The organism is Streptomyces sp. NPDC002845, from assembly GCF_053591955.1.
In genome coordinates this window covers 88,938-115,784 of the sequence record NZ_JBSFUU010000001.1, presented here as the reverse complement: position 1 = coordinate 115,784, position 26,847 = coordinate 88,938, and the positions used below count along the sequence as shown (strand labels likewise).

Below are 26,847 nucleotides of genomic sequence, written 5' to 3'. Positions count from 1 at the left end.
GCTGCGCCATGGCGCCGCACCGAAAGCCGCGTCCTGCCCGCACAGGCATACGCACCCCCGCCCTCGCGACGGCCGCCCTCACCTCCGTGGCCCTGCTCTCGCAGACGGCCGACGCCGCTCCCTCGACCGACGACAAGCCGAGCCTCGAAGAGGTCGAGAAGAAGGTCGGCGACCTTTACCGCCAGGCCGGGTCGGCCACCGAGAAGTACAACGCGGTCAAGGAGAAGACGACCAAGCAGAAGGAGCGCGTCGACACCCTCCTGGACGACGTCGCCCAGCGCACGGAGAAGCTCAACGAGGCGCGGGAGAAGCTGGGTTCGTTCGCCGCCGCCCAGTACCGCACCGGCGCGGCCGACTCCGGCACGGCGACCTTCCTGCTGGCCGACAGTCCCCAGGACTACTTCGACCAGAACCAGCTGATGGATCGTCTGACCGAGCGTCAGAAGGAGACCGTCGACGAGTACATCACGCAGCAGGCCGAGACCGAGGAGAAGCGGCAGGAGGCGACCGAGAGCCTCGAAACGCTCACCGAGTCGCAGAGCACGCTCAAGACCACCAAGGCCACCGTCCAGGCGAAGCTCACCGCGGCCCGCGAACTGCTCTCGGAGCTCACCGCCGAGGAGAAGGCCCGCCTCGCGGCGATCGAGCGGAAGCAGCAGGAGGAGGCCGAGCGCAAGGCGCAGGAGCTCGCGGAGCAGCAGGCGGCGGCGCAGGCCGCCCAGACCGAGCAGCAGGAGACCACCAGCGCTCCCAGCGGCTCGGCTTCGACTTCAACGGAACCCAGCGCCTCCACCAGCACCGTGGCGGAGGACCCCACCTACGCCACCAAGGCCGCCAAGGCCCTCGCCTTCGCCCGCGCCCAGATCGGCAAGCCGTACGTCTGGGGCGCCACCGGCCCCGACTCCTACGACTGCTCCGGCCTCACCCAGGCCACCTGGAAGGCCGCCGGCGTCGACCTCCCGCGCACCACCTGGGACCAGGTCAAGGCGGGCACCACGGTCTCCCTCGCCGACATCACCCCCGGTGACCTGGTCTTCTTCTACGACGACATCAGCCACGTCGGCCTCTACATCGGCAACGGCATGATGATCCACGCACCCAAGCCCGGCACGTACGTCCGCGAGGAGTCGATCTTCTACGACGGGGAGTCGTCGATCCACAGCGTGGTGCGGCCGGCGTGACGTGAGACGGGCGTAGGCGCTCCGGGGGCTGCCCTCCTCAGGTCCACATCACCGCGATGAAGACGTTGGCCGTGGTCAGCAGCCCCACCAGCCCGAACAGGCCCTTGTCCACCTTCTCCTCGTCCCGTTTCACATACACGAGCCCGAGGATCACGACCAGCAGCGCCAGCTTCACTCCGACCTTGACGTTGTTGACGGTCTGATCGTCGGCCTGGTTGAGGCCGACGAGGACCACGCCGGTGACGAGCATGGTGAGCGCGCCGTGGAGCATCGCGGGGACGAAGCGGGCCGTGCCCTCGCCCATCGCCTTCATCTGGGTGAGGAAGCCGCCCAGGAGGGCGGCGATGCCGATGATGTGCAGGGCGACGAAGATGTGAATGAGTACGTCCATGGGGCGGAGCCTATTAAGGCCCCTGGCCGCTGTCCGACACCGGACCGGCCCCCGGAGAGTCCGCAGGGCCACCCCGAAAACTCGCATATATGCGCCCCATAGCACCGCACGGCCCCCCGATGTCCCGGAATCGCCGCATTGGTCATCGCACCGCGCGAAGTCGTCGGCGGCGGACCGGGATCACGGTCGTATGCGGTCACCCGGCGGTCCACCCGCGCCAGTTCCGTACAACGCGTCACGCCGCCGTCGCGGTCAGGTTTAGCGTCCTCCACCAGGTGACCGGCTCCCCACCGCCGCCCGGGCCAGGGGCGGCAGTCGGACACCCCGCCGAGAAGGTCCGGCGGCGTCCCGCTCCCCCTGTGCGGGCGCCGCCGGACGTGCAACCGCTCCCCCAGGCGGTCTGTGTGCAGACGGCGGCCGTACGAGAGGACGTGGAGTCCACGTGGCAGCGCACCGCAAGCCCCGACAGCGCTCGCTCAGCGGCAATACGGCCCGCACCGCCGCCACGATCGCCCTCGCGGGCGCGGCGAGTGCGACCGGCTTCGACGGAACCGGGCACGCCGAGCCCGAACTCACACCGACGCAGGTCAAGGCGAAGGTGAACAAGCTGTACGAGGAGGCGGAGGCCGCCACCGAGAAGTACAACGGGGCCAAGGAGAAGGCCGACAAGGCGCAGGAGCGGCTGGAGGAGCTGCGGGACGAGGCCGCGCGCCGCACGGAGGGCCTCAACTCGGCGCGGGACAAGCTGGGTTCGATGGCGGCCGCCCAGTACCGGGGCGGCGGCATCGATCCTGCGGTGCAGCTCGCGCTGTCCGGCGATCCGGACCGGTACCTGGAGGGCGCCGCGTTCGCCGAACGCGTCGGCAGCCGGCAGGCCTCCGACCTGGCACGCGTGCGCAAGCAGTTGCGCGAGATCGAACAGCTGCGGGGGGCCGCACACATCGAGCTGACCTCCCTCAAGTCACGGCAGGCGGAGCTGAAGCGGCACAAGGGCACGATCACCGGGAAGCTGGCCGAGGCCCGGCAGCTCCTCGCCCGGCTGTCGGCCGAGGAGCGCGCCCAGCTGGACAGGGAGGGCGGGACGGGGCACGCCTCGCGCTCTTCCTCCGCGGCCGTACGGGACCCGGGCCCCGTCTCGCCGTCGTCCTCCACCGCCGCCGCGCCCAACTCCCGCGCCGCGGCGGCCGTCTCGTACGCCTACTCCAAACTCGGCAGCCCCTACGTCTGGGGCGCCACCGGCCCCGACGCCTTCGACTGCTCGGGCCTGACCCAGGCCGCGTACCGCTCCGCCGGCATCTCACTGCCCCGCACGACGTACGCCCAGATCGACGCCGGCCAGCGGGTCGCGCGCTCCGAACTCCAGCCAGGTGACCTGGTCTTCTTCTACTCCGGGATCAGCCACGTCGGCATCTACGTGGGCCACGGCCAGATGATCCACGCCCCGAACCCGTCGGCCCCGGTCCGGCTGGCCCCGATCGACGAGATGCCGTTCGCGGGAGCCACTCGGGTCGTGTGAGCCGGGCGCCGCACGGGGTGGCGTCGGTCGCGAGCCGTCACCGGCCCCGGTCACACCAGTCGCCGCGCCGTCGCCCACCGGGTCAGCTCATGACGGTTGGAGAGCTGGAGCTTGCGCAGGACGGCGGAGACATGGGACTCCACCGTCTTGACGGAGATGAAGAGCTGCTTGGCGATCTCCTTGTACGCGTACCCGCGGGCGATGAGGCGGAGTACCTCACGCTCGCGCTGGGTGAGTCGGTCGAGGTCCTCGTCGACGGGCGGGGCGTCGGTCGAGGCGAAGGCGTCGAGGACGAAGCCGGCCAGCCGTGGCGAGAAGACCGCGTCTCCGTCCTGGACCCGGAAGATGGAGTTCACCAGGTCCGTGCCGGTGATCGTCTTCGTGACATAGCCGCGCGCACCGCCGCGGATGACACCGATGACGTCCTCCGCCGCGTCCGAGACGGACAGGGCGAGGAAGCGGACGGGCTGCTCGGCGTCGGCCATCAACGCGGCGCAGCGGCGCAGTACTTCCACCCCGCCGCCGCCCGGCAGATGGACGTCGAGGAGCACCACCTCGGGGCGGGTGGCGGTGATGACGCTCACCGCCTGGTCGACGTCCGCGGCCTCCCCGACCACCTCGACGCCCGTACGCGCCGTCTGCCCGATCTCGGCCTGCACGCCCGTACGGAACATGCGGTGGTCGTCCACCAGCACCACCCGGGCATGCCGCCCGGGCCCGGAGCCACTCGCCGCCGCGGCCTTGTCGGGCCCGGCCTTGTCGGGCCCGACCGCGCCCGGCTCGACGCCCTGGGCCGGCTCACCGCTAGCGGCGGCCACCGGGGGCTCGTCCACGCCGGGCGAACTCTCCTGCCCGGAAGGCCCGTTCGTGCCCGCCACGTTCTCTAGCGACTCGTCCCGCCCGTTCGCCTCGCTCATGACGTCGTCTCCGCCCTCTCCATCTCCAGCTCGACCTCCGTGCCGCCGTCCGGTACGGCTCGGAGCCGTGCCGTGCCGCCGTTGCGCTCCATGCGGCCGATGATCGATTCTCTAACGCCCATGCGGTCGGCGGGTATCGAGTCGAGGTCGAAGCCGGGGCCGCGGTCGCGGACGGACACGAAGACCGTCTTGCCCTCGACTTCAGCGTAGACCTGTACGGCGCCGCCCTCGCCACCGTACTTGGCCGCGTTCACCATCGCCTCGCGGGCGGCCTGCATCTGCGCGGTCAAGCCCTCGTCGAGAGGGCAGTCGCCGACTATGACGACTTCGATGGGGACGCCGTGCTTGTCCTCGACCTCCGCGGCGCACCTCCGTACGGCCTCGGCGAGCGTATCGGGCTCGTCGTCCTCGTCCTTGCCGGTGCCCTCGGGTTTGTAGAGCCAGTTGCGCAGGTCGCGCTCCTGGGCGCGGGCGAGGCGGCGTACCTCGTTCGCGTTCTCCGCGTTGCGCTGTATCAGCGTGAGCGTGTGCAGCACCGAGTCGTGGACGTGGGCCGCGACCTCCGCCCGCTCCTGGGCGCGGATACGCATGAGCCGCTCCTCGGAGAGGTCCTGGGTCATGCGGACGAGGTAAGGGCCGGCGAGCAGCGCTATGCCGACGAGGACCGCGAGCGCCGCCTGCAGCACCGAGCCGAGGTGGGCGGCGGAGCCCTGCAGGACGAATATCCCGGAGACGCCCGCGGTGACGAGCAGGATGCCGGCCACGGAGCGGAGCAGCGTGAGCGTGCGGCGACGGCGGCCGACCTCGACCCACCGGGCCCGCCGCGCGTTGTCCGCCTGGCGCCAGACCAGGGCGACGCCCGCGGCGACCAGCACGGTCGGCAACAGATACGCCTCGGCCCCGTCGCCGAGGTTCACATTGCCGACGAAGACCATGGCCACGACGACCATGAGGAGCAGGGCGACGATCTGGCCCTTGTCCGGCTTGCGTGCCACGAGTCTGCGGCGGCCGTCCGGCGCGGTCTCGGTGGCGATGGCAGGGGGCCGCTGGTTGTCGACGCCGCCCACGCCGAGCGGGACGAAGAACCAGAACGCCGCGTACACCAGCGTGCCGAGGCCGTCCGCGAGGAACAGGCCGACGAACACGATGCGCACCCAGGCCACAGGCAGCCCGAGATGCCCGGCGAGCCCTCGCGCCACGCCTCCGAGCCAGCGTCCGTCGCTGCTGCGGTAGAGCTTGCGCGGGGGCCGCGGGGTGTCGACTGGCAGTGCTGCGGCTTCCGGCATGCCATCGATGTTCACACGCATGGCGGGCTGGGGCATCAGGGTCGACCCCCGAGACTCCCCTGATCTTCGACCAACCCGAGATCGAACACTTCCCTGGGCCAATATCAGGGTTCGGCCAGGGTCATCCCGACTGCCGTCGGGCGGCCTCTGCGGTCACGATGGACACATGACGGATCAGCAGCACGCGGCAGGGGACCCGGGCCCCGGCTCGGACGCCCAGCAGCCAGGCTCCGGGCCGCGGGGCGCCGTGCCCGCACCGGGCATGGTCAAGGAGCCGCGCGCGCACGCGCACCCGCACGCACACGCGAGCACGAGCGCGCACGCGGGTGCGGGTGCGGGTGCGGGTGCGGGTGCGGGTGCGGATCAGGCGAAGGGGACCGAGGGGACGACCGGCGCTCCTGGCCGACCGGGCGGACCGGAGGGACCGGGCGGACCCGGTGATCCCGCCGGGCCGACCGGGCCGGCGGGACCTGCCGAGCAGGCCGGGCCCGCCATTCCGGCCAGGCTCCGGCGTGACCGGCGGTTCAAGATGCTGGGCGGGGTGTGTGCCGGGCTGGGACGGCAGTGCGACATGGATCCGGTGATCTTCCGGATCGTGCTCGCGGTGCTGGCCGCGGCCGGCGGTCTCGGGCTCATCTTCTACGGCTTCGTGTGGCTGTTCGTGCCGTACGACGACGAGGAGGAGAACGAGGTACGCAAGCTGCTGACCGGCCGCGTCGACGGCCAGGCCATGGCGGCCGTGCTCTTCGCCCTGGTCGGCTGCGGCGTGTTTCTCACCCTGCTGGGCAACGGCTCCGTACTGACCTTCGCCGTCGTGCTCTCCCTCCTCCTGGCCGGCGCGGGGTACTGGTCGCAGCAGCGCGGTACCCCCGACCCCGACCCGCTCGCCGCGCAGGCCGTCGCCGACGCCCCGCCGGAGGCCCAGGCCCCGCCCGTCCCCGCCTCCCGCCCCTCCTGGTGGCGTGACCCGATCGTCAAGGACGGCACGCATGTGGGCGGCACGGGCTATCTGTGGGGACCGTGGGACGCCCGGGACCGTGACATCGCCGCAGCGATCAACATCGCCCACGGCACGCCGTACCGCCAGGACACACGCACCGCACGCGAGCCCAAGCCTCGGGGTCCGCGCTGGATAGGCGGCTGGGTGTTCCTGCTCGCCCTGCTGGCCGGCGGTCTGGGTACCAGCCTGACGTGGGACGACCACGGGCTGGCCACCAGCCTGCAGACCGGGCTGGCCTGCGCCCTGATCGTGTTCGGCCTGGGCATCGCGGTCAGCGCGTTCCTGGGGCGCACGGGGATCGGCTCGATCTTCCTCGCAGTGGTCACCGCGGGGCTGCTGGCGGCCTCGGCGGCGCTTCCGGCGAACATCAGCACCCACTGGATACGCACGGAGTGGACGCCGACGACCGTGGCACGGGTGCAGCCGCAGTACGAGCTGGGCACCGGCGTGGCCACGCTGGACCTGACGCAGCTGAACCTGTCCGAGGGGCAGACGGTCACGATGGGCGCGGAAGTGGGCGTCGGCAAGCTGAAGGTGATCGTCCCACCGGACGTCACCGTGAAGCTGAACATCGAAGTTGGTGTGGGCGACATCCAGTTGCCGGGTGAGGACAAGGAGGACGTGGACGTGGCACCGGACAAGCGCGAGCAGTTGACGCTACCGCCCACGAGCGGTTCGACGAGTGACGCCGAGAACGGCGGCACGCTCGACCTCGACCTCGAAGTCGGCGTGGGACAGGCGGAGGTGGCCCGTGCTGCGTCATGACTTCCAGCCCGGCAAGCTCGTCGCCGGTTCCTTCCTCACCCTCGCCGGTGTGATCTACGCCGGTGACGCGGGCGGCGCCTGGGACACTCCGTGGTTCGCGGTGATCCCCCTCGTCTTCTTCGGCCTGTGCCTCGCGAGCGCGGTGGGGTTCCTGAACCACGCGATACGCAGACGCCGGGTGTCCGGGCGGACACGGCGCGCTCCGGAGTCCATACAACCGCCGGACGCGGAGGTGCCGGGGCCCCACGGCCAAGGCATGTGAGGCAGCGGGGGCCTGCGGGGCGCCGAGGGACTGTCGGCGTCGAGAATCTGTGAGGGCGCTGAGGGCTTGCCGGCATCGGGAGCCTATGAAGCATTGAGGGCCTGCGGGCGCCGAGGGCCCGTGAGTGTCGGGAGCCTGTGGGGTCCTGGGTGGTCCTGTGGGGTCAGGAGCCCGTGTGCGTCGAGAGGCTGTGACGGTTCAGGTCACCAGCCCGTATGCATCGAGAGCCCGTGACGGTTCAGGTCACGAGCCGGTGAGCGTCGGGAGCCTTTGAGGGGTTGGGCCGGGGCCCGGAGCGGGAGCGGGCCGCCGGCACCGCGTTCGGGGCCGGCGTGAGTCCTGTCGGCCTCGCCCTGGCCCGGTGTACGCCCGCCGGAGGGGCATGGCGGGCGCCCTGAAATCAGGACACCTTCGGCTCTGTCCGGCATGCGTGGGTGATGGCGGGGGAAGGCCGGGGCACACAGAGCGGACGGCAGGGGACGGGGCTGACGCTCTTGGGCCGTTGGGGGCTGACGCGTATGGGGAAGAGCTGTCCGTTCGAGGTCGCGGTGGTGGACGCCGGGGCCGTGTCCCGGGCGGTGTCGGAGCACGGGCTCGCGTTCCTGCCGGGGTATCTCGGTGGCGCCGAGGTGGTGGCGGCTGTCGCGGGCGAGGCGTCTGCGGTGCTGGACCGGCAGCCCGGCCACGCGCGGCAGCTGAGCAGTTACCCGGAGGGTGATGGCATACGGCTGGAGCGTGCCCGGGCGGTCGCCGACTGTGCGCGGCTGGCCGAGGTGTTCGAGGCGGAGTGGATGCGGGGGGTCGCAGAGGAGTTCTTCGGGAGGGAGCCGTATGTCTTCAACCACGACCTGATGGTCGTGCGGGACGTGGTGGGCACCGAGCACCTCGGCCAGCAGATGCACTACGACCGTATGCCGCAGCTGAAGTTCTTCCTCTATCTGACCGACACCACCACGGCCAACGGCGCGTTCCGCTGCCTTCCCGGGTCCCAGGGGCACGCGAAGGCGCTCCAGCGGGAGAACCGTCGGCGTCTGACACTGCCGGATTCGCGGCAGACCCGGCTGCCCGAGCCGGAGTTCACCACGGGGCTGGTGCCCGTGGAGGGTCCGGCGGGCAGTCTGATCGTGATCGACAGCGATATCGCGCACCGAGGGGCGCCGGTCGAGCGGGGCCACCGTCTGTCGGTGCGGTCGCGGAGCTACCACCCGGCCTACCTGAACCGTTGGGCGTCCGGTCCGCCGGACGCCGGCGGTGAGCGGCCCAGAAGGATGACGAGGAGTCGATGAGCAACGACACGAACCGGCCTGCGGTCGGGCTCGGTGTGCGGCCGGCCGCCGGGTACATCGGGGCGGAGATCCACGGCGTGGATCTGGCGGGTCCCCTCGACGACGCGGTCGTCGCGGAGATACGGGCGGCGCTGCTGCGCTGGAAGGTGGTGTTCTTCCGGGAGCAGAAGCTGGACCACGCGGGGCAGGTGACGTTCGCCCGGCGCTTCGGGGAGCCGATCACGCTGCGGTCCCGGGGCTCGGCGTCACCCGTGGACTTTCCGCAGGTCGAGACGACGGCCGACCGGCTGGAGCTGGCGGGGCGGCACGGGATGTCGCGCGCCGAGTGGCTGGAGCGCCGCCGCCACTCGACGCTGCGCGGCTGGCACGCGGACCACACCGCGCGCATCGACCCGCCGGCCCTGACCCTGCTCCGCGCCGAGAGTGTGCCGCCGTACGGCGGAGACACCACATGGGCCAATCTGGCGACCGCGTACGCGGGACTGTCCGAGCCCGTGCGGCGCTTCGCCGACGGACTGCGGGCCGAGCACCGGCTCGGGGTCGGCTATCTGCCACGTTCCGGGCCCGACGCCTACCTGCGGCATCTCCAGGACCACCAGGTGGCGTCCGTGCATCCCGTGGTGCGGGTCCACCCGGAGAGCGGGGAACGCGTCCTGTACGTCAACCCGTACTACGTCGAGCACATCGTCGACGTGTCCCGGGCCGAGAGCAGACTGTTGCTGGAGATGTTCGTGGAGCAGATCACGCGGCCGGAGTACACGGTGCGGTTCCGTTGGGAGCCCGGGAGTGTGGCGCTGTGGGACAACCGTGCCACGGTGCATCTCGCGCCCAACGACACGGCTCACCTGGACGCTCCGCGGATCATGCACCGGGTGATGGTCGCCGGGGAGATACCCGTCGGTGTGGACGGGGTCCCCTCCGAGTCGGTCGTCGGGGAGCCGTTGCATCGGGGGACGGGGAATTAAGGTTCGGCGGCTGTCGCGGCGCCGCGTTCGCGGTGTTCGCCCTGTCCAGCCGCCCTGTTTGCCCTGTCCGGTGGTATCCGCCTGTCAGCGGTATCCGCCCGCTCGTTGCCTGCGGCGGGCTCGGATGGCCGCGTCGACCGAGAAGACCGAGGCGCCGGCGAGGAGCAGGGGGAGCCAGGCCATGAGGTAGGGGAGGTCGTTGCCGTAGTAGTAGGGGTCGGCGGACCAACTGACCGTCAGCCAGAGGCTGAGGGAGATCAGGGCGCCGCCGAACGCGGCCAGGCGGGCGAAGAGGCCGATGAGGGTGCCGATGCCGACGGCGAGTTCACCGAAGGCGATGGTGTAGCCGAAGGCCACGGGGTTCTCCAGGGCCATGTCGACGAGGCCCGGGATCGCCGAGGAGCCGCGGACCGCGCGCATCATGTCGCCGATCGAGCCGGAACCGGACTCGGAGAGGAACGCGCTGTCGGTGAGTTTGTCGAGGCCGGCGTAGATGAAGGTGACGCCGAGGAAGACGCGAAGGGGGAGCAGGGCGTAGCGGGTGGCTGCGTCGCGCCAGTCACGGCCGTTGTTGAGGTACGGGGCGTCGGGGTCGGTTCTCATGCCGTGCGTCATCAGTCTCGGCCGCCTCTCACCCACCGCGTGTTTGAGTCCTCAACAAGACCATACGCATAGCGAGGCTTCGCCGCTCACTTCCGACGGTGACTTTTCCGGTTTTCGGGTTTTTCGATTTCGGGTTTTCCGGTTCGGGGCCGCGTCGGGGGTGAAGCCGTGGGACCGGCCGGCTTGTCTTCGCCCCCTCAGTCAGCCGTCACCTCGATCGCGTATCTGTTCGTCTCCACGCCCGCTGTCGTGACCACCTGGACCTCGACCTTGCCCGGCTCCACGTCGGCCGGGACCGGGACGGTGAGGACCGCGTCCGTCGGGTTGCTGAAGCCGCCGGACACGGGAACGAGAGGGACGTGGACGTGGACGGGGCCGATGCGGACGACCATGCGGGAGAGGCGGTCGGCGGTGTGGGCGCCGGGCGGGACGAAGCCGGCGCCGCGGATCTCGATGTCGTCGCCCGTGCGGATGGGGGCGTCGAGGTCGCCCGCCTCCCTCGCGCGCACCACGGAGAGGATCACCGGGCGGCCGCCCTCCGCGTACTTGCCGGCGACGTAGGTGGCGGCGGAGACCAGGACGAGGAGGGCCAAGCCCCAAGGGAGGTCGGGGAGTTGGGCGGGGTGACGGGCCAGGCGTACGGCCGCGAAGAGCAGAGCGGCCGCGCCCACGATCACGTACTGGATGTCCGTGAAGCTGCCCCGGCCCGAGTCGTCGGTCAGGAGGTCGGCGGCGCGGGGGCGGTCGGCGCGTACCTTCTGGAGGCGCTGGCCGAGGACGCGGAGGCCGACGACCCGGCGGACCAGGACGGCGATGCCGCACACCACCGCGAGGACGGTCACGACACCCGCGCCGCGGGAGAGGTCGAGGCCGGAGATGAGAGCGTCGCGTTCGGCGGGAGTGGAGGCGGCTGCCAGGCGGCCCACCAGGACCAGGACCGCGTACACCACGAAGAGCACCCAACCGCCCGCCACCGCACGGGAGGTGGAGAGACGGTTGTCCTCGCCGATCACGGGGGCCAGTGCGCCGCCCCGCGCGCGGTGGAAGTAACCCGCGCCCGTCAGGGCGCCGCCCACCACCACAGCCGCCAGCAGTCCGGCCGTCCGTGCCGTCGTCCAGCCCGCGCCGATCGCCGTGAGGGCCTGGGTCAGCAGCAGGACACCGACAGCGCCCCACACCACACACGCCGTACGGCGCCACAGACGGGCCAGCCATGCCTCGCCCTCCCGGCGGCCCCGTTCGGCGACGAGGGCGGCGGACTGGGTGAGTTCGTCGGAGACCCACTGACGGGACGCGGACGCGGAGTGCGCGACCGCCGCGGGGAGCCCCTGTCCGGACGCGAACCCCTCGCGCTTGGACAGGAATTCCGCCACCGCGCGCCGGTGTCCCTCGCGCGCCCCGTGCGGACAGTCACCGCACGTGCAACCGCCCTCGTGGGCGCCCGCGCCCTGCCTCGCCTCCTGCACCGCCACTCCCGAGCCCGCCTTCCCGCGCCGCCTCGTCCACGAACCAATCAAGAACCCAGCACCAGCGGATGCCCACACGTCGGCACCGCCGTACAACTTCCGTGCGATGACAGCGAATTGTGCCGTACGCAACACGGCCCGCGTCCGGCAGGGCCGTTCCGCGCAAGTGAAGTCGCGAGTGAAGTACGGGGCCCCGTGTTGACCCGGCTGCGAGAATCTCCGTATGGCCGAGATCATCCAGCGGGACGGGACCTGGGCCTTCGACGGCAGCACGGTCCGGATCACGCCGGGACTCCACCGCTCCGTGCCATTGTTCCGGCAGACGTACGGGGAGGTCGCCGTGCCCCTCGAAGCGGTCTCGGGCGTCGTCTTCGAACCCGAACGCAAGCGCGGACGGCTGCGGCTGAGGCTCCGCGAGGGCTCCGACCCGCTGCTCCAGGCGACCGGCGGACGGCTTCCCGACCCGGCCGATCCCTACCGGCTGACCGTCGACATCGACCGAGCCGGCGTCGCCGAGTACGTGGCGGAGGAGATACGGCGGGCGATCCTCCTCGAACAGGTGCCGAAAGAGCCCGCCAAGGCCTATCTCCTCCCCGGCCCGCCCGTTCCCGTCTCCGTTCGTTCCAGCGACGGGACCGTCTCCTTCGACGGTACGCAGGTACGGATCGACTGGAGCGACACCTCCGACCGGGTCAAGCGCGCGACCGGCCCGCGGATCATCGCGGTCGGCGATCTGAAGCAGGTGGAGTGGCTGCCCAACTCCGGTTACGAGGACGGGTTCCTGCGCTTCGTGACCCGCGAGACGGTGTTCTCCAAACTCCCGCCCGAGAAGGACCCGTACGCCCTCGACCTCTGGGGCAGCGCCCGCCACGACCTGCTCACGGCCCTCGTCGCCACCGCCGTCACCGCCCGGCTCCCCCACCCCTCCACCCGCGCGCTCGACTACGTGGACCGGCCCCACCTCGCGCCCGCCTCCGCCACCGCAGCCACCTCCGATCATCACGACGTACTCCTGCGCCGCCTGCGCGAGTTGGGCGAGCTGCACCGCGACGGGGTGCTCACGGACGAGGAGTTCGCGGCGACGAAGGCCGCCGTGCTCAGGGGTTTCTAGCCGTACGAGTACGAAAAGGGCTCCCAGCAGGTCGGGCGAAGTCCGCTGCGGTTGGGCAGCGCCCCGTAGGGGCGCGGGGCTGTATCGATATGCGGCTCCGCCGCGTGGGCACGACCAGCCCCCACCGGCCCGCGGGTTCATCACCGTGCTTCCCGCGGAGCGCTCCGCTCAGCTCAGCAGATCCGGCTCACTCCTGCTGATGTCCTGCCACAGGGGCTGGTAGTTGATCCACGCCACCAGGTCCCCGCCCAGTTGCTCGCGGGTCGCCACCGCCTGCCTGTGGTCGATGAGGACCGGACGGCCCGCCGCCTTCGCCGTCAGCTGGACCTGGGCGGACCGTTCCATCGACAGGAACCACCACGCCGCCGCGTCCACCGAGTCGCCGACGGTCAGGAGCCCGTGGTTGCGCAGGACGAGCGCCTTGCGGCTGCCGAGCGCGGAGGCGATCCGGCGGCCCTCCTCCGTGTCCACGGCGACGCCGCTGTACGCGTCGTACAGTGCGTGGTCCTCGTAGAAGGCGCAGCTCTCCTGTGTGATCGGGTCGAGCAGGTCGCCGAGCGCGGCGAGGGCACGCCCGTGCACCGAGTGGCAGTGGGCGACCGCAACGACGTCGGGGCGGGCGGCGTGCACCTGGACGTGGACGGTGAACGCCGCCTGGTTCACGTGGTAACGGCCCTGGATCACCTGTCCCTCGGCGTTCGCCATCACCAGATCGCTCACGGTGACGTGCTTGAACGGCATCCCGAACGGATTGACCCAGAAGCAGTCGCTGAACTCCGGGTCGCGCGCGGTGATGTGCCCGGAGACCCCGTCCTCGAACCCCATCCGCCCGAAGATCCGCAGCGCCCCGGCCAGCCGCTCCTGGCGATGCCGGCGCTCGGCGTCCAGCGAGTCGTGCATCGGCGGCATCGCGAACTGCAGCTGGTCGGTGGGTAGGGGCAGGGGCGGTGTGGGCCCGTGCATATGTCCTCCAGCACTGAGTTCCTTTACGAAGCGGAAGTTACCGTCGGTCTCCCGAAGAGAACAGGGCTGTTCCGTGAAGAAGGTGCGCAACCGTTACGCAAGTCACGGAAACGCGTGAGCGCCAACCCCGCGGTCTCCGGGTGCGGCGGCCGGACGGCATCGGAGTACCCCCGGTAATCCCCCGGATACCCGACAGAAGATGTCTGTTGTCCGCGTCAGACTCGTCGTATGACAGCGAGTCGTATGACATCAAGCAGTACGCCTGCGAACTGGGCCGCGTTCGTCACCACCGAGCCCGATCTCGCCAAGACCGTCGAGGAGCGCTTCGGAGCCTTCACTCATCACGTCCTCGCCACCCTCCGCAAGGACGGCTCCCCGCGCACGACCGGGCTCGAAGTCCGCTTCAGGAATGGTGAGTTGTGGCTGGGGATGATGCCGGACTCGCTCAAGGCGCTGGACCTGCGGCGCGATGCGCGGTTCGCGCTCCAGGCGAACCCGGGGCCGGGTACGGGGATGGGCGGCGGGGACGTACGGATCAGCGGGCGGGCCATTGAGGTGGACGACCCGGAGACCATGGCCCGCTACGGCGAAGAGGTGGAACCGCCACAGCCGTTCCACCTCTTCCGCACCGAGCTGACGGAGGTCGTACGGACCCACGTCGAGGACGACACCTATCTGGTCGTCGAGGTCTGGAAGCCCGGAGAGCCGGTGCGCACGCTCAAGCGGACCTGACCTGCAAAAACTTCGGGATCACTCCCACTCGATCGTCCCCGGGGGTTTGCTCGTCACATCGAGGACGACGCGGTTGACGTCGGCCACCTCGTTCGTGATCCGTGTCGAGATCCGCGCCAGGACGTCGTACGGCAGTCGCGACCAGTCGGCCGTCATGGCGTCCTCGGAGGAGACGGGGCGCAGGACGATCGGGTGGCCGTACGTGCGGCCGTCGCCCTGGACGCCGACGGAGCGGACGTCCGCGAGCAGGACCACCGGGCACTGCCAGATGTCACGGTCGAGGCCGGCCGCCGTCAGCTCCTCGCGGGCGATGGCGTCGGCGTCACGGAGGAGGTCGAGACGCTCCTTCGTCACCTCGCCGACGATACGGATGCCCAGGCCGGGGCCGGGGAACGGCTGGCGCTGGACGATCTCCTCCGGCAGGCCGAGCTCCTGGCCGACCATCCGGACCTCGTCCTTGAAGAGCTTGCGCAGCGGCTCGATCAGCTGGAACTCAAGGTCCTCGGGCAGGCCGCCCACGTTGTGATGGGACTTGATGTTGGCGGTGCCGGTGCCGCCGCCGGACTCGACCACGTCGGGGTAGAGGGTGCCCTGGACGAGGAACTCGACAGGCTGGTCACCAGAGGCTTCCGCGATGATCTCGGCCTGCGCCTGCTCGAAGACCCGGATGAACTCCCGGCCGATGATCTTCCGCTTCTCCTCGGGGTCGCTGACCCCGGCGAGCGCCTTCAGGAACCGCTCCTCCGCGTCGACGACCTTCAGCTGTACGCCGGTGGCCGCGACGAAGTCCTTCTCGACCTGCTCGGTCTCGCCCTTGCGCATCAGGCCGTGGTCGACGTACACGCAGGTCAGCTGGGAGCCGATGGCCTTCTGGACGAGGGCCGCGGCGACCGCCGAGTCCACACCGCCGGACAGGCCGCAGATCGCGCGCCCGGTGCCGACCTGGGCGCGGATGGCCTCGACCTGCTCCTCGATGACGTTGCCGGTGGTCCAGCTCGGGGTGAGCCCCGCGCCCCGGTACAGGAAGTGCTCCAGTACCTGCTGGCCGTGCGTGGAGTGCATGACCTCGGGGTGGTACTGGACGCCGTACAGCTTCTTCTCGTCGTTCTCGAAGGCCGCGACCGGGACGACGTCAGTGGACGCCGTGACCGTGAAGCCCTCGGGAGCGGCGGAGCAGGCGTCGCCGTGCGACATCCAGACCGACTGCTCGTCCGGGGTGCCCTCGAAGAGGGTCGAGCCGGACTTGGAGACATGGAGGGGCGTACGGCCGTACTCGCGCGCGCCGGTGTTGTCGACCGTGCCGCCGAGGGTCGTGGCCATCAGCTGGAAGCCGTAGCACATGCCGAAGACGGGGACGCCGGACTCGAAGAGGGCGCGGTCGACGGTGGGAGCGGCCTCGGCGTAGACGGAGGAGGGGCCGCCGGAGAGGATGATCGCCGCCGGGTTCTTGGCGAGCATCTCGTCCACCGGCATCGTGCTCGGGACGATCTCGCTGTAGACCCGGGCCTCACGGACGCGGCGGGCGATGAGCTGGGCGTACTGGGCGCCGAAGTCGACGACCAGGACGGTGTCGGGGGCGGCGGCAGCGGGGTTCGCTGATGACACGGGTTGCCTTCCGGCGGTTTGGCGGGGGCTGTGGGGCCGAGTCTACCGGGGGTGTCGGTGGGGGTGCGGCGCCGGATTTCTCGCCCCCGCCGCCCCTACCCGTCCCATCCTCCAGGGGCTGCGCCCCTTCGCCCCCTGTTTCGGGGGCCAGCCCCCGGACCCCCGCTCCTCAAACGCCGGAGGGGCTGGATTTCCCCGTCTCAGGATCCGAACCCGTTTGGACCGGCCCCGTTCCCCGGTCCATACTGCTCCCATGCTCACGCACTCGACCTTCGTCTTTACCTATGGCAATCGGCCCACCGGCTGCCATGGTCGTGCTGCTTGAGCAACTGACAAGCGACTTCCCAGGCGCCCCGGGCCGACAAGGTCCGGGGCGCCTGGCGTTTCCGGGCAGTGTCGCTCCGGGGGAGCCCACCACACACGAGGAGCCCTGAGAGATGACCGCCACGACGGCTGAAGTGACCGAGAAGACCGGTGCCCGTACCGAGGAGGCCGCCGGAGTGATCAGTGACGCGCGGGAGCGGATCGACGTGCTGGACGATCGGATCATTGGTCTGGTCCAGGAGCGGATGGCGGTGTCCGCTGTGATCCAGGAGGCGCGGATCGCCTCCGGTGGACGGCGGGTGAACCTGTCCCGCGAGATGGAGGTTCTCGGGCACTACAGGGAGGCCCTCGGCAAGCCCGGCACCGCGCTGGCCATGACCCTGCTGGAGCTGTGCCGGGGGCGCGTCTGAGACCGGCGGCGGTGTATACGTACGGGCAGGCGCGGCGCACGTACGTACGCGCCCCTCTCACCCGTACGGCGCGTGACCGCCCTACGACAGGCCTCGTTGGTCCCGGTGTCCGTGTCAGCCAGGTGCGGGCCCGAGAGAACCACGCGTGGCTCCGCTGGGGCGATGAGGCGTACGGATCGTGCTGTGCGCCGTGGGACCTCGCTCCAGGGTTGTGACCGGACGGCAGGGGACAGCAGCCCGGTCACCCAAGAGAACGGTCGGCTTCGGGGACGCCCGGAGCCGACCGGCGGAATCTGTTCAAGGGTGGTCGAAACGGTTGCGGAGGCCGTGACCCATCCAGCACGATGCAGGAACAGCCCGCCAATGCAACGCCCGACTGCCAATGGTCGATACCACGTGCGCGCCCCGAGTGCGCCGGGGCGCCGACCGGCGGACAGTCCGGCCGACCGAACCAGCGGCGCAACCCCCCGGCGCCGCTCCCAGGCACCGGCGCTGCCCTGACGTCGGTGCTGACTCAGAAGGGCCCCGCGGTACGAAGCCGCGGGGCCCTTCGTCACGTCGCATCACGCCCGTCCCGGTGAGCGCGCCCCGATCAGCCGCCCGATCCGCGCGCCCCCGGTCAGCCGGACACCCTCTTCAGCTTCGTCAGCTGTGCCTCGACCACGTCATCGGGCACCCGCGCCTTGTCCTCGTCAAGGGCGTTCAACGCGTAGAACGCCGCGAGCGTGGACCCGCTGCGGACGACCGTGAAGGCCATGGGCACGGTGGTGCCCTCGATCGAGCCCTTGAGCTTGTACGAGACCGCCTCGTCACCCAGTTCGGGGGCCGTGAGGGCCTTCACACCGCTGTACTTGTAGTCGGTGTGCTCGAACTCGGTGCACTTCTCCGTCGCCGTACGCAGATCACCGACGACCTTTTCGGCGTCGCTCTCCTCGTACGCGAGCAGGGCGAGGGAGGGGACGGTGGCGTCGAGTTCGTCCTTCGTGGTGAGCGTGCGGCCGACGCGGGCCTCGGCCTTCGGGTCCGAGGTGAAGAGGAGCATGTCGGCGATCGGCTGGCAGGCGGCCGGCTCGGCGGGCACGGCCACGGCGGGCATGTCCGCCTCGGGGGTCTTCTCGACCTTGTAGCCCTTGACGTCACCCTCGGCGAGGGCCGCCTTCTCCAGCTGGGTGGCGGTCAGCGCGGCCGCGCCCTCGGCGTCGTCGGCAGCCTGTGTGGCCTGCCGCGACGGCTTGGTCCCGGTGCCGTTGGCGTCCTGCGCGTCGCCGCCCCCACCGCACGCCGCGGTGAGTCCCAGCGTGGCCACGGCCAAGAGGGCCACCGCTGCCCGCGACATATTCGACTTCACGTTTCCCGCTTTCCTTGCTTTGCGTGTTCCCAGTTGGCGCGTGCACATTTCATCATGTACGTGACACTCATGTACTCATGTACGTGACACGGCGCCGCACCATTCACGCGGATCACGCGGATCACGCGGATCACGCGAAAGGAAATCCGCAAGCGAGTTCGGCAGCACGCATTTCGCGTGACTCAGGCCACATGAAGATTCCGTGAGAGCGAGGGCAACCCTTCACAGGTTTCGCCGGTCACATGTGCAGAACCAACGGCCACAGCCGTGCTCCACCCGAGTCATGTTGAGGACCTCATGAAGCTTCGCCGGGCCTTGGCCGCCGCCGCGGCGACCGCTGTCATGGCCCCGCTCGCCCTGCTGTCGGCCCCGGCCGCGTTCGCAGACGAGACGGACCCGGAGGCGACTCCCAGCACGACCCCGAGCACAAGTGCCCCGGAGGCGACGCCCGAGAACACGCCGGAGACGGCACCGGAGACGACGGAGTCAGGCACGACGGAGTCCGAGCCGGAGAGCACGCCCACCCCGTCGGCGCCGACGGGCCAGAACAACAAGGACAAGGACGAGGACACGGCCACCAGCACCCCGACGGAGACGTCCTCCGGGACCCCTTCGGGCACCCCGTCCATGTCGGAGGAGCCGCCGGGTCTCGACCCCGAGGTCCCGTTCTGCGAGGAGCTCGACGAGGAGTACAGCGACGCCAAGGTGTCCGCCGCCATCAAGGGCCTGCCCGGCAAGATCGTCGCGGGCAGCGGGGACCACCCGTTCCAGCTGGTCGTCACCAACGGGACGAAGGCCGACCTCGACGGCGTCGTCTTCTACGCCGAGGTCGAGAACTACGAGCTGGACGAGGACAAGTGGCTCAGCCCGTTCGTCGACCTGGAGTTCAAGAACCCCGAGGACGGCAAGTGGACCCGCATCGGCGACGACGAGTGGGCCGGTGACTACTTCTTCCACGCCGAGCGGCTGAAGGCCGGGGCCGACAAGAAGATCGACCTCCGCATCGGCATCGACGCCAAGGCCCCCGCGGGCGACGCCTACTCCTTCGGCTCCGGCGCCTACCTCGACGAGGTCGACGGCCAGGAGTGCTTCGCCGAGGGCTGGGCCGAGTACGAGTTCACCGTCCTCAAGCCCGGCTCCGCCAACCCGGACCCGGGCGAGGCCGAGCCGGATGACGACGAGAAGGCCGACAAGGGCTCCGCGAAGCAGCCGCAGGGCGACATGTCCGAGCTGCCCGGCAACCTCGCCGAGACCGGCGCCGACTCGGCGCTGCCCGTCATCGGCCTCGTCGGCGGTGCCGCCGTCGTCGTCGGCGCGGGCGCGGTGTTCCTGGTCCGCCGCCGCAAGGGGGAGGGCGAGGGCGAGGACACGGCCGGGTAGGCGTAAGGCCGTCCGGCCACGGGCCACTGGACCCCTGCCTACCGGCCGCCACAAGCTGCGTAAGGCGTCACGCCTCGCACAGGAAGAAGGACCCGCACTCGGAGGGGGGTGCGGGTCCTTCGTCTTGCACAGCCACTGCTTTGTACGGCTATCACTTTGTACGGCTATCGCTTCGGCCGCACCCCCGGCATCCCCAGGAACGGCAGCCGCAGCGCACCGAACGCGTCCGCCGGGACCGCCGGGTGCCGGGGCTCGACCGGCTTGAGGCGTTCGTACGCCGCCCCGGGCGCCGGGCGCGGGTCCGCCTCGCCCTTGTTGGGCCAGTACGACATGGCGCGCTCGGCCTGGGCGGTGATCGTGAGGGACGGGTTGACGCCGAGGTTCGCCGAGACGGCGGCCCCGTCGACGACCGAGATGCCCGGGTGGCCGTACAGCCGGTGGTACGGGTCGATGACCCCCTCCTCCGGACTGGCGCCGATCGGGCAGCCGCCCAGGAAGTGGGCGGTGAGCGGGGTGCCCATCAGTTCGCCGACATTGCTGCCGGCGAAGCCGTTGATCTCGGCGGCGAGGGCGGACGCGGCCTCCGAAGCGGCCCGGATCTGCTTGGGGTTGGCGGCGCCGTGCCCCTGACGTGCCGTCAGCAGCCCTTTGCCGACGCCCTTGGGCTTCAGATACGTCGTGAGCGAGTTGTCGAGCGACTGCATCACCAGACCGATGATGGTCCGCTCCGACCAGCGGCGGCTGGAGAGGGAGCGGAGCGTGAGCAGAGGGTGCCTCACCGAGTGGGCGAGCCAGCCGAGGACCCTCGACGAGCCCTCCGCGTAGGGGACTTGGAGGATGGACAGGCCGCCCATCGAGTTCGAGCCCTTGCCGTAGCGGACGGGTTCGATGTGCGTGTTCTCGTCGGGGTGGACCGAGGACGTGATGGCCACGCCCCGCGTGAAGTCGGCCTTCGGCTTACCGTGCGCCTTGCGGTAGCGCCGGTTGTCGGTCTGCGCGCCGACCAATGCCTCGGAGTTGGTGCGGGTCAGCTTGCCCAGCGTGTCCGGGATGTACGGCAGTTGACCGCCCGCCTTCATCCGGTGCAGCAGGGTCTGGGTGCCGTAGGTACCGGCCGCGAGGACGACCCGGTGGGCCGTGAAGACGCGCCCCTCCCCCTTGCGTTTCCCGTCGGTCGGAAGCGTGGCGACGGCGTAGCCGCCCCGTGAGTCGTCCGTGACCGACACGACGGTCGTCATCGGGTGAACGACCGCGCCTGCCTTCTCGGCGAGGTGGAGGTAGTTCTCGTTGAGGGTGTTCTTCGCGCCGTGGCGACAGCCCGTCATGCACTCGCCGCACTCGGTGCATGCCTTGCGGGCCGGGCCCGCGCCACCGAAGTACGGGTCGGCGACCCGCTCCCCCGGCCCGGCCTTCGCGCTGCCGTCCGCGTCCTCGCCGTCCCCGAAGAAGACCCCGACCGGCGCGAGGTGGAAGGTGTCGCCGAAGCCCATGCGCTCCGCGGCCGCCTTGAGGTGGACGTCGGAGGGGGTCGTCGTCGGGTTGAGCCGTACCCCGAGCATGCGCCGGGCCTGGTCGTAGTACGGCTTCAGCTCCTCCTGCCAGTCGGTGATGTCCTTCCACTGAGGGTCGTCGAAGAAGGGCTTCGGCGGTACGTAGAGGGTGTTGGCGTAGTTGAGCGAGCCCCCGCCGACGCCCGCGCCCGCCAGCACCATGACGTTGCCCAGCAGGTGGATGCGCTGGATGCCGTACATGCCGAGATTCGGCGCCCACAGGTAGTTCTTGAGATCCCAGGAGTTCTTGGGGAGGGACTCGGGGGTGAAGCGGCGGCCTGCTTCCAGGACTCCGACGTGGTAGCCCTTCTCCGTCAGGCGCAGGGCGGTGACGGAGCCGCCGAAGCCGGAGCCTACGACGATGACGTCGTAGTCGTGGGCGCCGTGGCCGTCGTGGGCCTGTTTCTGGGCAGCGTCGTCCTGGGACATGTGCTCTCCTCATTGAGAACTGCCGGGAACCGGCGGGGTCTTGCGCTGTCTAACGAAGGCGGAACGCCTTCATCACCCTCAGGCTGCGGCTCATGAACTTCGCGTACGCCTCGTCGTCCATCCCCAGCGACGGTGCCATCGGCAGCAGCCTCTGCTGAGCGACCGTCTGGGCCTCGGTGTACTTGAGGATGCCCTCGGAGCCGTGGCGGCGGCCGAGGCCGGAGTCCTTCATGCCGCCCATGGGGGACTGCACGCTGCCGTAGGCGGAGGCGTACCCCTCGTTGACGTTGACCGTGCCGGCGCGCAGGCGGGCGGCGATCTCGCGGCCGCGTCGGCCGTCCTTGGTCCAGACGGAGGCGTTGAGGCCGTACGACGTGGAGTTGGCGCGTTCGACGGCCTCGTCCTCGTCCTTGAAGCGGTAGATCGAGACGACCGGGCCGAAGGTCTCCTCGGTGCACACGGCCATGGGTGACTCGACGTCGTCGAGGATGGTGGGCTCGTAGAAGTACGGGCCGATGTCCGGGCGGGCCACGCCACCCGCGATGACCTTGGCGCCCTTGGCCACCGCCTCGTCGACGTGCCGGGTGACCGTCTCCAGCTGGCGCTCGCCGACCAGGGAGCCCATCTCGGCGCCGTACGCGAGGGACGTGCCGAGGCGCATGGTCTTGGTGCGGGTGGCGAAGCGCTCGACGAAGGCGTCGGCGACGGACTCGTGGACGTACAGCCGCTCGATGGAGATGCAAAGCTGCCCGGCGGAGGAGAAGCAGGCGCGCACGGCACCGGCGGCCGCCTTGTCGATGTCGGCGTCCTCAAGCACCAGCATGGCGTTCTTGCCGCCGAGTTCGAGGGAGACGCCGACGAGCCGGGCGGCGGCGCCCTGGGCGACCTCGCGGCCGGTGCGGGTGGAGCCGGTGAAGGAGACGTAGTCGGCGTGCTTGACGACCTCGGGTCCGACGACCGGCCCGTCGCCGATGACGACCTGGAAGACCTCGGCGGGCAGCCCGGCCTCGATGAGCAGGTCACGGGCCCACAGTGCGGTGAGGCAGGTCTCCGTGTCCGGCTTCATGACGACGGCGTTGCCCGCGACGAAGGCGGGGAGCGCGTCGCCGACCGACAGCTCCAGCGGGTAGTTCCAGGGGGCGATCTGGCCGACCACGCCCCGGGGGTGGCGCAGTTCGGTGACCTTCGTCAGGGTCGGTACGGCACCGGTGTGGCCCTTGGGCTTCAGGTACGCGGAGGCCTTGCGGCCGTAGTGGCGGGCCGAGACGGCGACGGCCTGCACCTCCTCGTGCGCGTGGAGGCGGGCCTTGCCGGTCTCCAGCTGGATGAGGTCGAGCACCTCGGCCTGGCGTTCGAGGATCAGGTCGTGGAAGCGGAGGAGGACGGCGGCGCGCTGCCGCACGGGCACCTGGGCCCACACGGACTGCGCCTGGCGTGCCCGTTCGAAGGCGACCGCCACGTCCTCAGGGGTGGACTCGGGCACGTCGGCCAGCTTCTCCCCGGTGAACGGGGTGTGGTTGGCGGTACGGCCGGAGCCGGCCACCCCCTTGGTGAGCTGGGCGACCAGCTCCGGTGTGACCACGTCGGCGGCGGTGCGGGCGCCCTCCGGGGCGGGCGCGAGGGGGTTGGTGCCGGTCTGTGCCGGAGCCGTCTTTTCCGGGGCCTGCGAGTCCGTCATGAGCCGCAGGGTATGCCTGGGCGCAGACTTTGTGTACCCGCAGGTAACCGGGTTTCACCATGTACACACACCACGCCAGTGATCGGTGGCAACGAACTTGCTGATCAGGGCGTTATCAGGGCGTGACGTGGCCGGCGATCACGTCTTGGTCACACCAGCGGTCAGGTCGCCGGTCGGACGGGGAGGATCCGCATCCGCTCCCGGGCGCCCTTGAAGACGGCCGTGCCCCGCTTCTCGTCCGGGGTCCCCTTGGGCATGTCGACGCGCAGCTCGTACATCCGGCTGTCGTCGGTGAGGACGAACAGCTCCATGACCCGGACCAGCCTGCCCTCCGTTTCATAGGTGGTGTCGGCGAGCACGGCGTCGTACCCCTGGAAACTCGTCTGTGTGTACTGCGTGCTGGACTCCCCGTACCCCGCCCAGGTCTCGGCCGCCGTCTGCGCCTGCCCCATCGGCGAGCGCGGCGCCCGGTCCCACTGGGTCAGCCGTACCTGGATCACCTCGTCGTTGTCGTAAATGGCCATCCGGGGCTGGTCCTCGGCGCCGCCCTGCTCGTGGAAGCGTACGTACTGGCGCGGGAGGGAGAGGACGGCGTTCAGCTCCGTCTCCTGGCGGGCGGTCCAGACGGCGTCGGGGTACGGGGACCCGGGCGTCGGTGATGTGGGGGACGGGGTGGGGGACCCGCTCGTGCCCGGCTCCGTGGTCGAGCCCGCGGAGCCCGCCGAGACGGACGCGCCGCCGCCGCCATCGTTGTCGCTGAGCGAGGTGCCGATCCATATACCGCCGACGAGTAAGAGGGCGGCGAGGAGGGTCAAGGGGAGGAGACGGGTCCGGGGCTTGGGCTGGGTGGGGCTGGGGGTGGTGCCGGTACCGGTACCAGTACCGGTAGTGGTACTTGTGCTGGTTCCCGTACGGGGACTGGGGGTTGGCGTAGGGCTGTCGGGCTCGGCAGGCGGCTGCGGCGGCTCGGCCCGTACGTCATCGGAGTCGCTCTCCTCCTCTGTCTCCTGTTCCTCCCGCGAGGGAGGAACAGGAATCACCCCGCCGCCGAGGCGCACCGTCCCCGTGTCGTCCGCCAGCTCCCGCAGCGCGGACGGGTCCTGGGCCGGGAGCGCCTCCGGCCGGTCCGGTGCGGGCGGTACGGGCCACCCCTCGGCCACGGCCTCCAGTGCGGCCACCACCTCGTCCGGGTCCGGCCGGTCCGCGGGGTCCTTGGCGAGGAGGCGGACGATCAGGGGGCCGAGGGGCCCGGCCTGCTTCGGTTCCGGTGGCTCGACGGAGAGGATCGCGGCGAGGGTGGACTCCAGGGTCGTACGCCGGAACGGGGACCAGCCCTCGACGGCGGCGTACAGCAGGACGCCCAGTGACCACAGGTCGGAGAGCGGACCGGCGCCTCGGCCGGACATGCGCTCCGGGGCGATGAACTCCAGCGAGCCGATGAACTCCCCGCTCACGGTGAGGGATTCCTCGCCCTGGATGTGGGCGATGCCGAAGTCGGTGAGGACGACGCGGCCGTGCGGACCGAGGAGGACGTTGGCGGGTTTCACGTCCCGGTGCACGATGCCGACGGAGTGTGCGGCCCGGAGCGCGCCGACGACGGCGAGGCCGACGCGGGCGGACTCGGCGGGGGTGAGCGCGCCGCGTTGCAGCACCTCGTGCAGGGACTCCCCGCGGATCAGCTCCATGACTATCCAGGGGAGCCCGCCCTCCACCACGACGTCGTGGATGGTGACGGCGCAGGAGTGGTCGACGCGGGCGGCGGCCCTGGCCTCCCGGTACAGCCGGTTGGAGGCACGCTGGTGGACGGCGTCCTCCGGGTCACCGGGCAGGCGGGGCTGTTTGACGGCGACTTCGCGGTCTACCAGTTCGTCGACGGCACGCCATACGGTGCCCATGCCGCCGGAGCCGATGCGCTCGGTGAGGCGGTAACGGCCGCCGAGCAGAAGGCCGTCGCGCGTGGATCCCTCGCGCGTAGATGCGCCGTGCGCAGATCTGTCGCGCGCAGTTCCTCTGTCCGGAGGTTCGCCGTGCGTTGATCCGCCGTCCGGATGTTCGCCGTCGTCGCTCATGGCACATCAGTACCGCGCAGGGGCGGAGGTTGTCGATGTGCCGACCCGTCAGCCCCAACGGCTCCACGGGCTCTGCCCGCCGTGCCCGTCCCGGACCTGCCGGCTCTTCGGAAGCGCCGTGCGCCCCACGGTCGCCGCGAGCTTGCGCAGCCGTCGCAGGTCCAGCGGCGGTGTGACGTCCGGGACGCCGGGCCGGTCGGCGGGGACCCGTACCCGCAACGCCCCCGGCGCGATCCGGCACCGTACCGGCGTGGGCAGGACGAGGGCCTCCCCGTCGACGCCCACCTCGATCTCGGGCCGGTCGGCGTCGACGACGACCTCGCGGGCGGTGAGGGAGGTCAGGACGCTGAGGCCAGGTGCGTTCGGCCCGAGCAGCAGGGCGGCGGCCTCGGCGGCGCTCTCGACCTTGACGCCGAGGACGCCCAGCACGCCGGACTCCAGCCGCTCGCGCCGTCCGAGGCCGGCCGGGTCGTCCATGCGGTAGGGGTTGTTGCTGACGAGCACGGCCTGGGGCGCCTCGATGACGGTGTCCCCGACATGGGCGGTGAGCCTCGGCCCCCGCTGGTGCGTGAGCAGTTCCGGCAGCAGTTCCAGTGTCGTACCCACCTTGTCGTCCCGGTACGCCGGGCTCTGCACGATGGCGGCGTACGCGCCGAACGAGGCGTTGTTGACGAAGGGGTGGCCGCCCGCGAAGCCGAGGTCGACGCGGAACTCGACGCCTCGGTCGGTCAGGGCGTCGAGGCAGGTGGCGGGGTTGTCGCGGTCGAGCCCGAGGTCCATGGCGAAGTGGTTGCGGGTGCCGGCGGAGATGACGAGGAAGGGGAGGTCGCGCTCGACGGCGACCGCGGCCACCAGGGCCTGTGTACCGTCCCCGCCCGCGACCCCGAGCAGATCGGCGCCGGCCCGGACCGCCGCCCTGGCGAGCGCGGTGACGTCCTCGGGCTTCTCGGGGTCCAGCAGATGAACCCGCGCCCCGAGCCGTTCGGCCCTCTCCTTCAGCCCGAACCGCTCGACCTTTCCGCCCCCGGACCGGGGATTCATGATGAGGAACGGCCGGGCGGGCCGAGGCGTCCGGTACTCCCGCACGCTCACGGCATGCGACTTGGTGGTGCTGAGCGCGAACTTCCCGGCCCAGACGGCGATCCCCCAGAGGGCCAGGGACACGACGACGAGCCACAGCAGGTTGGCGACGGCGAAATACCGGATCACGGCGACGGGAGTGGCGATGGCCAGCAGCCCGGCGGCGACACGGACCGCGCCCCGCCGGGTCAGCGACCACCAGAGCGCGGCGAGGGTGACGCACACGCCGAGCACCCCGACCACGACAAGGACCACGCTGTCGGCCCCGGCGACCCCGACGGGCAGCAGCACCGCACACCCGGCCGCGGCCAGCGCGCCCCGGGCCGCCCACCGCTGCCTGCCGTGAGCCTGCCCGTCGAGATGACCGATGCCCACGTCCGCGCCCGCCTCTCCGTAGCCGTTCCCGGCGATCGTTCACCCGTTTCCGACGATCGTCACGCGCGACCCGGCGATCGTCACCCGCTCCCGACGACCGTCACGCGCTCCGCGGCGGCAACCGGCGATCGTCGGCGATTCCCAGCGGCCGTCGG

The 26,847-nt window shown here is 70.8% G+C and carries 22 protein-coding genes; 10 read left to right on the top strand and 12 right to left on the bottom strand.

The features are described 5' to 3' along the window. The first annotated feature begins 8 nt into the window (after nt 1–8). Nucleotides 9–1,181, top strand: coding sequence for an NlpC/P60 family protein (locus ACWD3C_RS00455; protein WP_451138457.1), 1,173 nt, complete (start codon nt 9–11; stop codon nt 1,179–1,181). Between the two features lie 37 nt (nt 1,182–1,218). Here the strand turns inward: ACWD3C_RS00455 and ACWD3C_RS00450 are convergent, their stop codons facing one another. Beyond that, nucleotides 1,219–1,572 carry a hypothetical protein gene (locus tag ACWD3C_RS00450; RefSeq protein WP_451138455.1) on the bottom strand — a complete coding sequence of 118 codons (354 nt, stop codon included), beginning with the start codon at nt 1,570–1,572 and terminating at the stop codon, nt 1,219–1,221. A 442-nt stretch (nt 1,573–2,014) separates the two neighbouring features. On the opposite strand from ACWD3C_RS00450, the gene ACWD3C_RS00445 reads away from it, so the two are divergent. Then, on the top strand, nt 2,015–3,088 hold the full coding sequence (locus ACWD3C_RS00445) for an NlpC/P60 family protein (RefSeq protein WP_451138453.1): 1,074 nt from the start codon (nt 2,015–2,017) through the stop codon (nt 3,086–3,088). 50 nt (nt 3,089–3,138) lie between these two features. Here ACWD3C_RS00445 and ACWD3C_RS00440 read toward each other — a convergent pair whose 3' ends face one another. Both ACWD3C_RS00440 and ACWD3C_RS00435 read right to left on the bottom strand, forming a co-directional pair. Beyond that, complete coding sequence (locus ACWD3C_RS00440; RefSeq protein ID WP_451138451.1) at nt 3,139–4,005, bottom strand: LuxR C-terminal-related transcriptional regulator; 867 nt, start codon at nt 4,003–4,005, stop codon at nt 3,139–3,141. Beyond that, nucleotides 4,002–5,327 (bottom strand): ATP-binding protein, encoded by a 1,326-nt coding sequence (locus tag ACWD3C_RS00435; RefSeq protein ID WP_451138449.1) that lies wholly within the window; start codon nt 5,325–5,327, stop codon nt 4,002–4,004. The genes ACWD3C_RS00440 and ACWD3C_RS00435 overlap by 4 nt, the downstream gene beginning before the upstream one ends. Nucleotides 5,328–5,457: 130 nt before the next feature. Here ACWD3C_RS00435 and ACWD3C_RS00430 point away from each other — a divergent pair, with 130 nt between their 5' ends. The 4 genes from ACWD3C_RS00430 to ACWD3C_RS00415 all read left to right on the top strand — a co-directional run bounded on the left by ACWD3C_RS00430 (nt 5,458) and on the right by ACWD3C_RS00415 (nt 9,569). After that, entirely contained in the window at nt 5,458–7,056 is a 1,599-nt protein-coding gene (locus ACWD3C_RS00430; protein ID WP_451138447.1) for a PspC domain-containing protein, read from the top strand. Further along, entirely contained in the window at nt 7,043–7,318 is a 276-nt protein-coding gene (locus ACWD3C_RS00425) for a hypothetical protein (protein WP_451138445.1), read from the top strand. The genes ACWD3C_RS00430 and ACWD3C_RS00425 overlap by 14 nt, the downstream gene beginning before the upstream one ends. A gap of 518 nt (nt 7,319–7,836) precedes the next feature. Continuing rightward, nucleotides 7,837–8,604, top strand: coding sequence for a phytanoyl-CoA dioxygenase family protein (locus tag ACWD3C_RS00420; protein ID WP_451138443.1), 768 nt, complete (start codon nt 7,837–7,839; stop codon nt 8,602–8,604). After that, the gene (locus tag ACWD3C_RS00415) at nt 8,601–9,569 is read left to right on the top strand and encodes a TauD/TfdA dioxygenase family protein (protein ID WP_451138441.1); all 969 of its coding nucleotides are present in this window, start codon (nt 8,601–8,603) and stop codon (nt 9,567–9,569) included. The genes ACWD3C_RS00420 and ACWD3C_RS00415 overlap by 4 nt, the downstream gene beginning before the upstream one ends. An 84-nt stretch (nt 9,570–9,653) precedes the next feature. Here ACWD3C_RS00415 and ACWD3C_RS00410 read toward each other — a convergent pair whose 3' ends face one another. Together ACWD3C_RS00410 and ACWD3C_RS00405 are read right to left on the bottom strand one after the other, a co-directional pair. Beyond that, a complete protein-coding gene (locus ACWD3C_RS00410; RefSeq protein WP_451138439.1) occupies nt 9,654–10,184 on the bottom strand; it encodes a DoxX family protein in 531 nt (176 codons plus the stop codon). Nucleotides 10,185–10,369: 185 nt separating this feature from the next. After that, on the bottom strand, nt 10,370–11,644 hold the full coding sequence (locus ACWD3C_RS00405) for a hypothetical protein (RefSeq protein WP_451138437.1): 1,275 nt from the start codon (nt 11,642–11,644) through the stop codon (nt 10,370–10,372). Nucleotides 11,645–11,861: 217 nt separating this feature from the next. Between ACWD3C_RS00405 and ACWD3C_RS00400 the strand changes: the two genes are divergently transcribed. Next, the gene (locus ACWD3C_RS00400) at nt 11,862–12,749 is read left to right on the top strand and encodes a DUF4429 domain-containing protein (protein WP_451138435.1); all 888 of its coding nucleotides are present in this window, start codon (nt 11,862–11,864) and stop codon (nt 12,747–12,749) included. A 168-nt stretch (nt 12,750–12,917) separates the two neighbouring features. On the opposite strand, the gene ACWD3C_RS00395 is transcribed toward ACWD3C_RS00400, so the two are convergent. Further along, nucleotides 12,918–13,712 (bottom strand): class II aldolase/adducin family protein, encoded by a 795-nt coding sequence (locus ACWD3C_RS00395; RefSeq protein ID WP_451138433.1) that lies wholly within the window; start codon nt 13,710–13,712, stop codon nt 12,918–12,920. 243 nt (nt 13,713–13,955) lie between these two features. Between ACWD3C_RS00395 and ACWD3C_RS00390 the strand changes: the two genes are divergently transcribed. Beyond that, nucleotides 13,956–14,444, top strand: a complete 489-nt coding sequence (locus ACWD3C_RS00390) for a pyridoxamine 5'-phosphate oxidase family protein (protein WP_451138431.1) — start codon at nt 13,956–13,958, stop codon at nt 14,442–14,444. An 18-nt stretch (nt 14,445–14,462) separates the two neighbouring features. On the opposite strand, the gene guaA is transcribed toward ACWD3C_RS00390, so the two are convergent. Next, complete coding sequence (gene guaA / locus ACWD3C_RS00385; RefSeq protein WP_451138429.1) at nt 14,463–16,049, bottom strand: glutamine-hydrolyzing GMP synthase; 1,587 nt, start codon at nt 16,047–16,049, stop codon at nt 14,463–14,465. 437 nt (nt 16,050–16,486) lie between these two features. Between guaA and ACWD3C_RS00380 the strand changes: the two genes are divergently transcribed. Continuing rightward, a complete protein-coding gene (locus ACWD3C_RS00380; protein ID WP_451138427.1) occupies nt 16,487–16,783 on the top strand; it encodes a chorismate mutase in 297 nt (98 codons plus the stop codon). A gap of 619 nt (nt 16,784–17,402) precedes the next feature. On the opposite strand, the gene ACWD3C_RS00375 is transcribed toward ACWD3C_RS00380, so the two are convergent. After that, nucleotides 17,403–18,131 carry a hypothetical protein gene (locus ACWD3C_RS00375; RefSeq protein WP_451138425.1) on the bottom strand — a complete coding sequence of 243 codons (729 nt, stop codon included), beginning with the start codon at nt 18,129–18,131 and terminating at the stop codon, nt 17,403–17,405. Between the two features lie 297 nt (nt 18,132–18,428). Here ACWD3C_RS00375 and ACWD3C_RS00370 point away from each other — a divergent pair, with 297 nt between their 5' ends. Further along, entirely contained in the window at nt 18,429–19,511 is a 1,083-nt protein-coding gene (locus tag ACWD3C_RS00370; RefSeq protein WP_451138423.1) for an LAETG motif-containing sortase-dependent surface protein, read from the top strand. Nucleotides 19,512–19,675: 164 nt separating this feature from the next. On the opposite strand, the gene ACWD3C_RS00365 is transcribed toward ACWD3C_RS00370, so the two are convergent. The 4 genes from ACWD3C_RS00365 to ACWD3C_RS00350 form a co-directional block, all read right to left on the bottom strand. Then, nucleotides 19,676–21,490: a GMC family oxidoreductase N-terminal domain-containing protein gene (locus tag ACWD3C_RS00365; RefSeq protein WP_451138421.1), complete on the bottom strand. Its 1,815-nt coding sequence runs from the start codon at nt 21,488–21,490 to the stop codon at nt 19,676–19,678. Nucleotides 21,491–21,539: 49 nt separating this feature from the next. Continuing rightward, nucleotides 21,540–23,168 (bottom strand): succinic semialdehyde dehydrogenase, encoded by a 1,629-nt coding sequence (locus ACWD3C_RS00360; RefSeq protein ID WP_451138419.1) that lies wholly within the window; start codon nt 23,166–23,168, stop codon nt 21,540–21,542. A gap of 161 nt (nt 23,169–23,329) precedes the next feature. Next, nucleotides 23,330–25,237 (bottom strand): serine/threonine-protein kinase, encoded by a 1,908-nt coding sequence (locus ACWD3C_RS00355; RefSeq protein ID WP_451138417.1) that lies wholly within the window; start codon nt 25,235–25,237, stop codon nt 23,330–23,332. 48 nt (nt 25,238–25,285) lie between these two features. Then, complete coding sequence (locus ACWD3C_RS00350; RefSeq protein ID WP_451138415.1) at nt 25,286–26,692, bottom strand: diacylglycerol/lipid kinase family protein; 1,407 nt, start codon at nt 26,690–26,692, stop codon at nt 25,286–25,288. Nucleotides 26,693–26,847 lie beyond the last annotated feature (155 nt).